Source organism: Gilliamella sp. wkB112, assembly GCF_001690685.1.
GTDB classification, from domain to species: Bacteria; Pseudomonadota; Gammaproteobacteria; order Enterobacterales; family Orbaceae; genus Gilliamella; species Gilliamella apicola_J.
Genome location: NZ_LZGL01000018.1, coordinates 110,440 through 122,953, shown reverse-complemented (window position 1 = coordinate 122,953; position 12,514 = coordinate 110,440). Strand labels below are relative to the sequence as shown.

Genomic DNA, 12,514 nt, shown 5'->3' with positions numbered 1-12,514 from the left:
CAATATCACCTCTTATTTTTTATATTATTTCATAAGTTAGGTATAAATTAATGAAAACAGACATCCATCAACAGCGCATATTAATTCTTGATTTTGGTTCGCAAGTGACTCAGTTAATTGCTCGTAGAGTACGTGAAATCGGCGTGTACTGTGAACTTTGGCCGTGGGATGTGTCTGAAGAAAAAATTAAACAGTTTAATCCTAAAGGAATTATTTTATCCGGTAGTCCCGAAAGTACTACTGAAGCCAATAGTCCTAGAGCACCAGAATATGTATTTGATGCAGGTGTGCCGGTACTAGGTATTTGCTATGGCATGCAAACCATGGCTATTCAAGTTGGAAACAATGGTAAAGTTACCGGATCTAATCAACGTGAATTTGGCTATGCAAAAGTAGATATTGTAGGTTCATCTAAATTAACTGATGGCATTTTAGATAGCACTACTCAAGACGGCATCAATCAATTAGATGTATGGATGAGTCATGGCGATAAAGTAACTGCCATTCCTGATAGTTTCAAAGTAGTTGGTCAAACGGAAAGTTGTCCATTCGCGATAATGGCTAACGATGATAAACATTTTTATGGTGTACAGTTTCATCCAGAAGTTACCCATACGGTTAAAGGGTTTGAATTACTTCAACGATTTGTGATTGATATCTGTCATTGTGAAAAATTATGGACACCATCATCAATTATTACTGATGCCATAGCACGAATTAAACAACAAGTTGGTAATGACAAAGTGTTATTAGGTTTATCAGGCGGAGTGGATTCATCAGTAACTGCATTATTATTGCATCAAGCAATTGGTGATCAACTTACGTGTGTATTTGTTGATCATGGATTATTACGCTTAAATGAAGCGCAACAAGTTATGGATATGTTTGGCAACAAATTTGGATTAAATATTATTGCTGTGAACGCTGAAGACCGTTTCTTAACCGCTCTCAAAGGTGAAGCTGATCCAGAAGCCAAACGCAAAATTATTGGTCGTGAATTTGTGGCTGTTTTTGATGAAGAAGCCGCTAAACTTAAAGATGTAAAATGGCTAGCTCAAGGGACGATTTACCCAGATGTAATTGAATCTGCTGCGGCTGACACAGGTAAAGCTCACGTGATCAAATCTCACCATAATGTTGGTGGTTTACCCGAAGACATGAAAATGGGCTTAGTTGAACCATTACGGGAATTATTTAAAGATGAAGTGCGTAAAGTTGGTCTGGAACTTGGCTTGCCTTATGACATGCTATATCGCCACCCATTCCCTGGTCCTGGTTTAGGTGTACGCGTTCTTGGTGAAGTGAAAAAAGATTATTGTGATCTATTGCGTCAAGCTGATGCAATTTTCATTGAAGAACTCTACAAAGCAGAGCTTTACCACAAAGTCAGCCAAGCTTTTACGGTATTTTTACCAGTACGCTCAGTTGGGGTAATGGGGGATGGACGTAGATACGATTGGGTAGTCTCATTGCGAGCAGTCGAAACTATCGACTTTATGACTGCTCATTGGGCTCATTTACCTTATGATTTCCTAGGTCGAGTTTCGAATCGCATCATCAACGAAGTCAACGGTATTTCCCGAGTAGTTTACGATATTAGCGGCAAACCCCCAGCAACGATTGAGTGGGAGTAGTTCAAACTCAATTACCCAAGAATTGACTAAAAGCCTTGCTTAGCAAGGTTTTTTTGTTTGTATATGTTTATGACTATTGGATATTAATATATAAAACTAAGTTTTTCATTGCTCTAATTTTATAAATTTTGTACTATTAGTTCACTTAATTATATGGAAATAAGATGAAGAAAACTCTATTAATGAGTATTATCGGTTTTGTTTTATTTGGATGTGAAAAAAAACAAGTAACCGAAGATATGCTGATTGGTGATTGGAAATGTATGTATAAAATGGATACTTGGAAAAATGGTGTTCATTCCGATAAAATCGACACTTGGGTATATAATCGGTTTATTGATGATAGTATCCGTCAGGCTGACAATATAAATATGAAATTTTTTAAAAAAGATGGTCGGATTTATCGAAATATAGGTGGGGAATCAAAAGTATTTGATTTAGCTATCTATTATGATCAACCAGAGGAAACGGAATCCTATACAATTGCCCATACAAAAACGATAAGAGCTATTGATTATTTATCTGATGATAAATTTAAAATCAACCTTATTCGAGAAATCCATTCTGATATTGAAAAAGATTTTACTAAATTTCAAATGGCAATAACTTGCGATCGTAAAACAGAATAAATTTACTTTATTCTGTTTAATTATATTAATACAATAAACTCAAAACGTTGAAAGGAAGATAAAAATGAAAAAACTAATGATTATTTTAATATCACTTACGTTATTAACCGCGTGTGGTGAAAAAAAAATAGATGCCAGTACTACAGAATCTTTGCAAAATTCTGTACAAGAAATATCTAAAAGTTTAAATGGAGATGAGCTAAAAGCATTTCAGCAAGCTATTGTTAAAATTTCCGTAGCAACAGCTTTTGAAACTAAAGGTGATGAAGTTAAAACTCAGGAAGCTATTAAAAATAAATTAGATGGTAAAACAGTAGCTGAAGTTCTAGAAATTGCTGAAAAGGTCGAAAATCCTCTTAATAAATTAGATTGATAAAAACAACTAAACATCTAATATAATTTAATGTATTAAAACATTGCTAACCACCTTCGGGTGGTTTTTTATTGTCTATTATATAATCTCAGCGATAACATGATAAAATTAAACAAATTAGATTATTAAAAATCATGATTAATGGTGAATTTTTCGGGAATATAATGAAATTATTTAAATATCTATTGATTCTTATAGGATTCTTGATGGGTTTATTTATGGCATTTATTGAGTTTGGACCAATGCCTTCATTAAATGACAACTTTGAGCCGGTAGTGAATTTAAATTACGATATCGTTCTTTATATTATTTTCCCTTATGGCACTGTTTATGGAGTAATCGGTGCTGGTTGTGGCTTTTGCTTATGGTTAATTTTTGCTTTTGTTTATAAACAGATTAAAGGCAGAGTTAATAGATAATTAGTTACCTTGTAATAACGTCAAAAGCATCTTATTGAATTGTTTAGCATCTTTACCTAGACTTGCAAAAAATTGTTTATCTATTTGCTCGACTAATGGCACGGTTTTATTGGCCATATCTAAACCACTTTGGGTCAAGGTAATGCATTTAGCACGACTATCTTTTAACGATGTAGTGCGAGTTATAAAGGCTTTTTTCTCTAAATTTTCCAGAATTTGTGAAATTGTCATTACATCAATATTGGTTTTATTAGCTACAATAACCTGAGTTATTTCATCTGGTTGTTGTGATAAATAGGCTAGTGTAGCCAATACTACAAATTGGGGATGCGTAATCGACTGCTGTTTCAGGCACTTTTTTATGCTAGTTTGCCAAGACGAATAAGTTCTCATAAATAAAAAACCGACTGAATCAGCATCGTTTTGGAATTTGGATAAAAACTTAACTTTTTTAGTCATAATTTATCTTTCAATAAGATTTTTCAATAAATAGGCTTTATCAATAATATCATCGGAGATTTGTTTTATAAAATCATAACATGATTTATCATCCATTTGATTATCAGGTTGTAAAGCTATTTCTGCTTTCAGTGCATATTGATTAGGGGCAACTGTTATTATTTGATGGGAAAAATATATCTTGCCGATATTATCGATATTAAATTCTTCTGTAAATTCCTGATTAACAATTACTTTAGATAAAGTTACTTCCATTGGTGGCATGTTTTGTAGTTTGAATAGACCTTTTACTCCAGTTTTAAGTTCACCTTGAAGACTAAATTCCTCAAGATCGGTTTCCCATAATTTTCGTAAAGGCATATTGGTATAGTATTGCCAAACCTTTTCTGGATTAGCGCTAGTTGGTACAGTAAAAGTAATGGATATAGGTGTCATTGTTGGCTCCTTACTATAATAAGTATACTTATTATAATATTGCTTATTATTTTTACAGTCAATATTATTTATATAATAAATCAGAATTAACTAGTAGGTATTATTGACTAAAGGTTATTTCAACTTTGAAGGAGGGAGCACTGAGGAGATAGCATTAACACATATTGGTGTAAAATAATAAATGGGATAAGATTTTCACTAATATTAATAAAATGAGCATCGATAAAAAGGCTATTTAAATGCAAAAAAACAGTTTTCACCATATTGCTTATTCATGAAACCATTCTACTAGCTATTATTGGTTAATAATATTAGTTACTGACATTAGCGATTATTTCAATGTACCTATACTATGCATAGATCTCCTATTGATGTTTATTTTATTTTTTTATATTAAAAAAAAGCTTACTACTAAATCATTTAGTACAACTGAGTTAGTCAGCTAAAATTAAACTCCATATCACCAAGTAGGATTCCAATCTAGTATCCTACTTAATTTTATAGACTTAATGATATTGTATTGGTTGATCATCCTGTACTAAAAGCAAACAGGTATCACTGGCTAAAACTGCTTGTTGAATGCGTTGTTTATCTTGTTCATTAAGATGATTTATGCAAGCAACAACATAACTGCAAGTCTGACTACGTAAAGCCTTTTCAATAGTTGAAATCAAATTTTCGTTATTAAGATTAGCTAAATGAACTACTTTTTGTTTATCCAGACCGGCAATATTTACCCATGAACGTTTTAGCATTGGGCGGTCGGATAACCATAATTGCCATTTTTTAGCTTTATTAAAAGAACGTAATAAAGGTCGTTGTTGCTGTAAAACTTGTTGGAATGGTGATTCAAAGTTAACAGTCATAAATTGTTGTGGTGAATGTTCAATAAGCATAATAACCTCGACTACTGTTTGTATATACAGTGTATATTAATACAGTATTTCTTGCTTGTAAACAATTTTTTTGATCGTTTTAGCAGCAAACTGGTTAATTAATGTTTTAAGAACGTAACCATTGATATGACCAAATACCCAAGAAAGTCATCAGTACTGAACCAATCACATGAATAGCTATGCTTACTAGTCCCCAAGTAATTCGGCCTTCTTGCAAAAAGTTAACAATTTCGGCGGAAAAAGTAGAAAAAGTAGATAAACCGCCACAAAAACCAGTTATAACCAGTAACCGCCATTCTGGAGAGAGACTTGAATGATTAAAAAAGGCAATAGCAAAACCTATAATATAGCCAGCAATTAAATTTGATAGTAGCGTGCCTAAAGGAATAGCAAAGGCAATAATATTGAGCTTTAATGATAAAAACCATCGCAATAATCCACCGGCAACAGATCCAATTGAAATCGCAATTATGAGTTTCAACATAAAATGATCCTTAATTAATAAAATGTACTTAAACTAATAGGTTGCAGTTATAAATTAGTCTAAGAAATATTATTTAAGATTTGGCAAAATAAATGTAATCATAACAGCAGACAAATAAAATGCCTATGTTTTTAAAATGAATATAATTAACTGATAACTTAATTATTGGCGCTTTACAAAGGTTGATTAAAGGACTCGGATTAAATTTAAAGCTAATAAATTATGTGAATGGCATTAAATTTTTGTCAATTTAGGCTAGAATAGTACATCTATTGGTTATTAATCTAAGGAATATTATGTACACGGGCATTGTGCAGGGCATTGGTCAAATTATTGAAATTGCCGATCAAGATAAATTACGCACTTATAAAATCAAATTACCACATAAATTAACCAATAATATTGAAATTGGTGCCTCAATTGCCAATGATGGTTGTTGTTTGACAGTAACCGATTTTGCTGATGATTGGGTCACTTTTGATATTATGGAAGAAACCTTAGCCTTAACCACCTTAGGTGATAAAAAGCTGCATGATTACGTTAATATTGAACGTAGTGCCAAATATGGTGATGAAATAGGTGGTCATGTCATGTCCGGGCATGTTTCCTGCACCGCCACTATTGTTGATATTCAAAAAACTTCCACTAATTGCGCCATGACGTTAGCCATGCCGGCACAATTTATGAAATATGTTCTGTACAAGGGTTTTATTGGCATTGATGGTGCTAGTTTAACCATCGGTGAGGTTAAAGGTGATCAGTTTGAAATTCATCTTATTCCGGAAACCCTTGCTATTACAACCTTGGACACTAAAAAAGTTGGCGATAAAGTGAATATCGAAATTGATTCACAAACTCGAGCGATTGTTGATACCGTTGAACGTGTTGTACTGGCTACAAAAAAGTAGATTCAGCGAATTTGTACCTAATTTCGGCGAATCTGTGCTGAATTTCTGAAATGAATGGTTTATTGTATTTTTAAAGTAATTATAAGGAATAAAAATGCACAAATTCAATTTAAATAAACTTAGGTCAATTTTTTTGGGTACATTGTTGCTAAGTTCAGCTAATTGTATTGCCGAACCATTGGAATTAACGATCCCTGATTTGGAACAACACGGATTTACAGCAAAATTTGTTGCTAATCAGTTTGGGTGCCAAGGTGAAAATATATCACCACAGATTTTATGGGAGAATTTACCGGAACATGCAAAAAGTCTGGTTTTAACTATGTTCGATCCTGATGCACCAACAGGATCTGGATGGTGGCATTGGGTAATAGTGAATATTCCAGTATCAACGCAATCTATAGTGCAGTCTGCGGGTAATCATACTGAGTTGTTACCCAATGGTAGTCAATTGATTCGTAATGATTTTGGAGTGAGTCTTTATGGTGGTCCTTGCCCTCCAGAAAAGACTAATCACCGCTATCAATTTACGCTTTATGCACTAGATATTGATCATATAGAAATAAATGATCAAACTACACCAGCATTAATAGGGTTTATTGCTAATTCACATCAAATCGCTAAAGCGGCAGTAAGCTATAATTATTCACGCTGAGTAAAGGCATAACTAATTAAGTATTGATATTGTGAATTTTACATCAATCGGACAAATTAATCACATTATGCAATGTTGTAATCAAAAGCTTAAGCAGATTGAGAACAGTGATGCAATGATGGTATTTGTGCTAAATGGTGAAAAACATGTCGAATGTAGTGGGGAGCATTTTATCGTAAAAGCAGGGCAGTTAATAGTTATTCCGGCCAACATGCTAATTAATGTAACTAACTTATCAATTAATGAACAACAGTATCAAGCGCTTTGTTTTACTTGGTGTAGTGAGTTATTGCATCAGTTTGCGCTCTCTCAGTTACCGCCTAAAACTATCATGCTGAATAAAATTAGTGTACAAACCCAATTAACAACTACGTTTATTGATCGATTGAAGCAAATTAAAAATGAACTTTTGACCGAAGATTTTAATAATTCATCATGTGATTTAACCTTGGTTAAACACTTTTTTTATGAGTTACTTATTCGATTGTCAACTATGCACATTGCTTTTATGCCCCCCAATCCTGACAAACTTAGCCAAAAAATTCGGCGAGTTATTGGTATGCAACCTAGTAAAAAGTGGTATGCTAGTGAATTGGCTAAACAATTTGCTTTGAGTGAATCGACATTACGAAGACATTTAGCGCTTGAAGGATATAACTTATCACAAATTATATTAGATGTAAGGCTCAGTCATGGATTGATGTTGTTACAAACAAGCCAAAAATCTATACTACAAATCTCACAAGCAATAGGCTATGAATCAGGTTCCCGCTTTGCCTTTTATTTTAAAAAACGCTTTGGTTTTTCACCTAAACAGTTGCGTCGATAATTTAATTACTGTTTTTCTCTTTAAAATAAAAAGATGATGTTTTGAGAGTACTTTACCTCATTGATATTAATTGTAAATTAATCCATACGGTTTTAATCATATTGTAGTAATTAATGGATATTATAGGTGTTTTAGCAATCCAGTTCTTTGCTATTCAATCATGATTACATTTCATTCCATATTAATCTGGAAAAAATGTAACCGTCATATTTATCTAATTATACTTTAAATCACGAGTTATGAATGAGTTGTCGCAAGATATAAAAAAGGCGTTTAGTAATGAATAGACAAGCGGTTGAAAATCGGTTAAATCATTGAAAGAAAAAGGTTCGAGTATAAAACACTTTATGAGGCCTTTTACTAACTCAATTTCAATTAGCACTTAAATATTGAATATAGGTAGTTTTTTAATCTAAAACGTATGACTGACCTGAAACATTGTCAGTCATTTCATTATCTTACCAATAATATTATTTTTTAGTTGCTAATAAGTGATTAATTTCTACTATATCGGCAGGTGTGGTTTGGCAGCAGCCACCAATCAATTTTGCTCCTAACTTGGTCCAAGTAGCTACTTGGTTAGTAAAAGTACAATCATGTTGATGGTTGTGACGCCATTGTTTAGTGCTCGGATCATATTGTTCACCGGAATTTGGATAAACAATAAGAGGCTTAGAGGTCAACTGATGCAATGTTGTTAGTGCGGCGGTGACTTTTTCCAGAGCAATACAATTAACGCCAATACTGACGATTTGATTAACCTTATTTAAATGCTCAATCACTAAGGATAATGGTGTGCCATCACTAAGATACTTAGCATCTTTTAACGTCATCGAAAACCAGCAAGTCATATGAGGGAATTGTTGTAATAGTTTAGTTAATGCTCTGATTTCAGCAAAGGAAGGCATGGTTTCACAAGCTAACAGATCAACCTTGGCTTCGATAAGGGCTTGCATACGAACACGATGAAAATCAATAAATTCAGATTCCGAAAGCTGATAATCTCCAGTATATTCCGAACCATTAGCTAAATAGGCGCCATAAGGCCCCACAGAACCGGCAATTAACAGCAGTTTATTTTGTGGTATTTCAGCTAAATAACGTTGTTTGGCTTGCTGCGCAAGTTCGACACTTTTTTTGATTAAAGCAATTGCTTCAATTTCATTAATTCCTTTTTGAGCAAATCCAAGAGGAGTTGCTTGATAACTTGCGGTTATGGCACAATCAGCACCCGCTTTAAAATAATCATAATGCACTTGACTAATGAGTTGTGGGTGTTCAATTAATACCTTGGCAGACCATAAACTGTCATTAAGATCACATCCTCGGTGTTGTAATTCACTGGCAAGAGCACCATCAATAACAATGTATTTTTTATATTTTAATAAGTTAGCAATCTGGTTATCGATTTTCATTAGTAGAATCTCGTTTTTTAAAGACTTGAGTAAAATAATGAGCAATGTAGCAAACCGCAACAAAAGGAATACCACAATAAAGTGCAATTCGCTGTTCCGGATCGAAAGCCAGCCCAATACAGGCAACTGAGCATAAAATAATGCCTAAAATAGACACTAAGGGGTACCATGGAGCTTTATATTTTAATGTACTTAGTTGTGTTGTGGTTAATTGTTGTCTAAAAAAGTAATGAGAAACACAAATACTAAGCCAAACGGCAACCACAGCAAAGCCAGAAATAGCCGTTAATGCCACAAAAACAGTATCTGGCGCAATTACACAAGTAAATAAGGCTAATAGTCCACCAAGCATGCTAATACTGATAGCAATTGCTGGAACGCCTTGTTTAGTTAATTTACCAAAACACTTTGGTAAAGTGCCTTGGTTAGATAGTGACCATAACATTCGACCTGAAGCATAGAGCCCAGAATTCGCTGCCGATAAAATGGCGGTTAAAATCACATAATTAAAAAAGTCAGCGGCATAAGGTACCCCAATATTGTCAAATACCATAACAAAAGGACTTCTTATTACCCCAGCTTGATCCATGGGGAGTAGTGCAGCTAATACGAAAATAGTCCCAATAAAGAAAATGATTAATCGCAAAATAGTAGCTTTGATTGCTAATGGAATGGTTTTTTCTGGATTTTGTGCTTCTCCAGCTGCAATACCGATTAATTCAGTACCGGAAAAGGCAAAGTTAACCGAAACCATGGTCATAATGATTGGTGTAATGCCATTTGGGAACCAACCAGAAGCAGTAATATTGTGTAGAAATGGTGCTGGCATATCGTATTTCATCGGGATAAAACCAAATATAGCGCCGCAACCTGCAATAATAAAAATGATAATGGTAATAACTTTTATAATTGAAAACCAAAATTCACTTTCAGCAAAAAATGCCGTAGTGAAGATATTTAACCCAAAAATCATAGCACAAAAAATTAAACACCAAACCCAAACAGGTATCCATGGGAACCAATATTGTGCACATAAACTAGCTGCAATTAAACTCGAACCTAAAGCAACAGTCCAAGTGAGCCAATAAAGCCAAGCAACCGTATATCCCGTTCCAGGGCTGATAAAACGAGTGGCGTAAGTATGAAAAGCTCCAGTTTCTGGCATAGCAACAGCTAGTTCACCTAGACATAACATCACTAAATACACAACTAATGCACCAATTAAGTAAGCAATAATCGTACCTACAGCACCCGCAGTAGCGATGATATAACCAGTATTAAAAAATAATCCAGTACCAATAACACCACCTAAAGATAGCATAATGAGATGCCGGGTTTTCATAGTACGTTTAAATTGATTTTCGTTATTTTGATTTGCTGAATTTGTGTTCATAGTCAATCTTAGGATTAGTTGATTTGAAATTTATTTCGCCATTTAAATGAGCGGAATAAGTAATATTTGCTCTATAATTTAAAACTATTATGGCTCAAAAGGCATCAAATAGTTCTTCTCTAAGCATTTTTTCGCCGTTAACTTTTATCATAATATTTTCTTTTGAATATTCAACGTCCGAGAAAAAACCCGAAATATTATTTCTTTTGAAAGTAAGAAATTTGGCATCACTAAAAAACCTTTCGCAAAGATCTTCTAGAGATTTTATCCTTTCATCGATAACGGCTTGAGATATTTCATTCTCTTGTTTCTTGGCTGCTTCTATTTGTGCAAACATATAAGCCAATACTTTAAAAGGAACATCGATTTTTAAATTAAAGTTTTCAATTTGCTCAAAACCATATGTGTCCGGGGCTTCTTTCATATCGACCCATTTAGCATCAGCGCTGATATTAACATCACCCCCAATATTGTGCCAATTGAATTGATTTAATGAAAGTTTAATATTAGACATATCGATTTCATCCACGTCATCATAGAAATCATCTTCACTATCATAAGAGAATAATTTCTTATCCAGTCCTTGGAAAGCAAAATCCAAAGTTCCATAACCAAGGTTTTGTTGCCCATAACTAACTGATTCAACATTAAGTTGAAAAAAACCATCAACGGTATCTGATGTATTTAGGGCATTTTTTTGGTTTAAAACCAGTTTGTTAAATTCAATTGGTTGGGTTGGTTCCTGACTTATTTGCTTAAATATCAATTTATCTATGCTATTTTGCACGTTTAAATCATGGTTTTTATAATTGAAACTACCTTGTGTTTTGCAATTATCTACTGTAGCTTCTAATGGTAAATGCGAATAACGATAATCACCATCTTGTACATTAAGATGACCAACATTTATGTCAAAGTCGACAATAGTTTTATTGTTATTTGGTTTGGTGGATATATTTAAATTATCTAATGTCAATGAATTATTTGCGTTTTCAATATACTTTAATTTATCTAAATGGGCATTAACCTGTATATTTGCAAAATCAACATTACTTTCAAAAGAATAATCACCTTCGGAAATAACAAATAAGCCATCAAGATATTTTAAATTATCTGGTGTAGCCGATAGCGCTTTGTTGGTTACTTTTACTCGCAGATTATTTTGATAACTTATACCTGCATGGGCACTTATGAATGGTTGGTTATCTAATAGTTTCCACAAATCAGGATCTGTGTGTTCAGACATCTGGTATTCTATCCATGCCATTTGTGGTGAAAATGTACCTTTAGCTATGGCTGCCATTGGGAATGGACCATGATGGATTATGATATCATCATCAAATAATTTCCTTGGTTGAGAATCAATGCCATAATTATCTATAGGTGACAACGTCACAGTTAAATGAAAGGTGGTAGAAAAGATGTTTTTTTCTAACTTGCTGTAACTTATGTCTACTTTAAATTTGTCCTGATAATCATTAATTTTCTGATTGATTTCTTTAAGCTCACTATCAATATTATTTTCAATAATATTGCCTGTATACCATGCGGTACCAACGTAACCGATCCCTAGTACTGCAATAATACCAATAGCTAGTGTAGTTTTTTTCATGTTTATTAATTCCTTATATAACATCTATAGTTATTATTCTTTCTGATGCTGAGAGAAGGTGGTCAATAGAATTTAAATATATTCAATGTGATCGACATGTGTATAGCACAGATTTTATTAATTTTAATCTATTTGAACTTGCTAAGCGATAATTTTTTGGTCCTGTTTTGAATAGTGAGATTAAATAATCATTAGTAATTGCTAATAAAAATAATATGGCATCGATATTTGTTCGAATTGGTTAGGTGTTTTGATTTAAATATAAGTTAATAGGTTTGAATTAGTTTACACGCCTTTGGGTGATAAGTAATTGATGTGCATAAGTAAGTCGTGAGATGGATTAATTTGGACTTATTCCGCCAGTTAAACCGGC

Annotated in this window: 14 protein-coding genes; 7 read left to right on the top strand and 7 right to left on the bottom strand. The window is 33.3% G+C overall.

The window, feature by feature from the left end:
- The first annotated feature begins 50 nt into the window (after nt 1-50).
- The 4 genes from guaA (at nt 51) to A9G12_RS10130 (ending at nt 3,055) form a co-directional block, all read left to right on the top strand.
- On the top strand, nt 51-1,634 hold the full coding sequence (gene guaA, locus A9G12_RS10145; RefSeq protein ID WP_065565736.1) for a glutamine-hydrolyzing GMP synthase: 1,584 nt from the start codon (nt 51-53) through the stop codon (nt 1,632-1,634).
- Nucleotides 1,635-1,798: 164 nt separating this feature from the next.
- Nucleotides 1,799-2,263, top strand: coding sequence for a hypothetical protein (locus tag A9G12_RS10140; protein WP_065565735.1), 465 nt, complete (start codon nt 1,799-1,801; stop codon nt 2,261-2,263).
- Nucleotides 2,264-2,327: 64 nt separating this feature from the next.
- Nucleotides 2,328-2,636 carry a DUF6694 family lipoprotein gene (locus A9G12_RS10135; RefSeq protein WP_065565734.1) on the top strand — a complete coding sequence of 103 codons (309 nt, stop codon included), beginning with the start codon at nt 2,328-2,330 and terminating at the stop codon, nt 2,634-2,636.
- 206 nt (nt 2,637-2,842) lie between these two features.
- Nucleotides 2,843-3,055, top strand: a complete 213-nt coding sequence (locus A9G12_RS10130) for a hypothetical protein (RefSeq protein ID WP_065565733.1) — start codon at nt 2,843-2,845, stop codon at nt 3,053-3,055.
- On the opposite strand, the gene A9G12_RS10125 is transcribed toward A9G12_RS10130, so the two are convergent.
- The 4 genes from A9G12_RS10125 to crcB all read right to left on the bottom strand — a co-directional run bounded on the left by A9G12_RS10125 (nt 3,056) and on the right by crcB (nt 5,329).
- On the bottom strand, nt 3,056-3,514 hold the full coding sequence (locus A9G12_RS10125) for a MarR family winged helix-turn-helix transcriptional regulator (RefSeq protein ID WP_065565732.1): 459 nt from the start codon (nt 3,512-3,514) through the stop codon (nt 3,056-3,058).
- Nucleotides 3,515-3,517: 3 nt separating this feature from the next.
- Entirely contained in the window at nt 3,518-3,949 is a 432-nt protein-coding gene (locus tag A9G12_RS10120; protein WP_065565731.1) for a hypothetical protein, read from the bottom strand.
- Between the two features lie 506 nt (nt 3,950-4,455).
- Nucleotides 4,456-4,845 (bottom strand): cell division inhibitor SulA, encoded by a 390-nt coding sequence (locus A9G12_RS10115; protein WP_065555964.1) that lies wholly within the window; start codon nt 4,843-4,845, stop codon nt 4,456-4,458.
- A gap of 106 nt (nt 4,846-4,951) precedes the next feature.
- Entirely contained in the window at nt 4,952-5,329 is a 378-nt protein-coding gene (crcB, locus tag A9G12_RS10110; protein ID WP_065565730.1) for a fluoride efflux transporter CrcB, read from the bottom strand.
- Between the two features lie 296 nt (nt 5,330-5,625).
- On the opposite strand from crcB, the gene A9G12_RS10105 reads away from it, so the two are divergent.
- The 3 genes from A9G12_RS10105 to A9G12_RS10095 all read left to right on the top strand — a co-directional run bounded on the left by A9G12_RS10105 (nt 5,626) and on the right by A9G12_RS10095 (nt 7,721).
- Nucleotides 5,626-6,237: a riboflavin synthase gene (locus A9G12_RS10105; protein WP_065565729.1), complete on the top strand. Its 612-nt coding sequence runs from the start codon at nt 5,626-5,628 to the stop codon at nt 6,235-6,237.
- Nucleotides 6,238-6,331: 94 nt separating this feature from the next.
- Nucleotides 6,332-6,892, top strand: coding sequence for a YbhB/YbcL family Raf kinase inhibitor-like protein (locus A9G12_RS10100; protein ID WP_081299739.1), 561 nt, complete (start codon nt 6,332-6,334; stop codon nt 6,890-6,892).
- Between the two features lie 31 nt (nt 6,893-6,923).
- Nucleotides 6,924-7,721: an AraC family transcriptional regulator gene (locus A9G12_RS10095; protein WP_065565728.1), complete on the top strand. Its 798-nt coding sequence runs from the start codon at nt 6,924-6,926 to the stop codon at nt 7,719-7,721.
- Between the two features lie 470 nt (nt 7,722-8,191).
- Here A9G12_RS10095 and mmuM read toward each other — a convergent pair whose 3' ends face one another.
- From mmuM to A9G12_RS10080, 3 genes are all read right to left on the bottom strand, one after another.
- Nucleotides 8,192-9,136 (bottom strand): homocysteine S-methyltransferase, encoded by a 945-nt coding sequence (gene mmuM, locus A9G12_RS10090; protein ID WP_065565727.1) that lies wholly within the window; start codon nt 9,134-9,136, stop codon nt 8,192-8,194.
- A complete protein-coding gene (gene mmuP, locus A9G12_RS10085) occupies nt 9,123-10,529 on the bottom strand; it encodes an S-methylmethionine permease (RefSeq protein ID WP_065565726.1) in 1,407 nt (468 codons plus the stop codon). The genes mmuM and mmuP overlap by 14 nt, the downstream gene beginning before the upstream one ends.
- A 94-nt stretch (nt 10,530-10,623) precedes the next feature.
- The gene (locus A9G12_RS10080) at nt 10,624-12,141 is read right to left on the bottom strand and encodes a YdgA family protein (RefSeq protein WP_065565725.1); all 1,518 of its coding nucleotides are present in this window, start codon (nt 12,139-12,141) and stop codon (nt 10,624-10,626) included.
- Between the last annotated feature and the right edge of the window lie 373 nt (nt 12,142-12,514).

Excerpts from the sequence above, each read along its gene's own strand:
- guaA (WP_065565736.1), top strand. The coding sequence starts at position 51 with ATGAAAACAGACATCCATCAACAGCGCATATTAATTCTTGATTTTGGT.
- A9G12_RS10140 (WP_065565735.1), top strand. The coding sequence starts at position 1,799 with ATGAAGAAAACTCTATTAATGAGTATTATCGGTTTTGTTTTATTTGGA.
- A9G12_RS10135 (WP_065565734.1), top strand. The coding sequence starts at position 2,328 with ATGAAAAAACTAATGATTATTTTAATATCACTTACGTTATTAACCGCG.
- A9G12_RS10130 (WP_065565733.1), top strand. The coding sequence starts at position 2,843 with ATGGGTTTATTTATGGCATTTATTGAGTTTGGACCAATGCCTTCATTA.
- A9G12_RS10125 (WP_065565732.1), bottom strand. The coding sequence starts at position 3,514 with ATGACTAAAAAAGTTAAGTTTTTATCCAAATTCCAAAACGATGCTGAT.
- A9G12_RS10120 (WP_065565731.1), bottom strand. The coding sequence starts at position 3,949 with ATGACACCTATATCCATTACTTTTACTGTACCAACTAGCGCTAATCCA.
- A9G12_RS10115 (WP_065555964.1), bottom strand. The coding sequence starts at position 4,845 with ATGCTTATTGAACATTCACCACAACAATTTATGACTGTTAACTTTGAA.
- crcB (WP_065565730.1), bottom strand. The coding sequence starts at position 5,329 with ATGTTGAAACTCATAATTGCGATTTCAATTGGATCTGTTGCCGGTGGA.
- A9G12_RS10105 (WP_065565729.1), top strand. The coding sequence starts at position 5,626 with ATGTACACGGGCATTGTGCAGGGCATTGGTCAAATTATTGAAATTGCC.
- A9G12_RS10100 (WP_081299739.1), top strand. The coding sequence starts at position 6,332 with ATGCACAAATTCAATTTAAATAAACTTAGGTCAATTTTTTTGGGTACA.
- mmuM (WP_065565727.1), bottom strand. The coding sequence starts at position 9,136 with ATGAAAATCGATAACCAGATTGCTAACTTATTAAAATATAAAAAATAC.
- mmuP (WP_065565726.1), bottom strand. The coding sequence starts at position 10,529 with ATGAACACAAATTCAGCAAATCAAAATAACGAAAATCAATTTAAACGT.
- A9G12_RS10080 (WP_065565725.1), bottom strand. The coding sequence starts at position 12,141 with ATGAAAAAAACTACACTAGCTATTGGTATTATTGCAGTACTAGGGATC.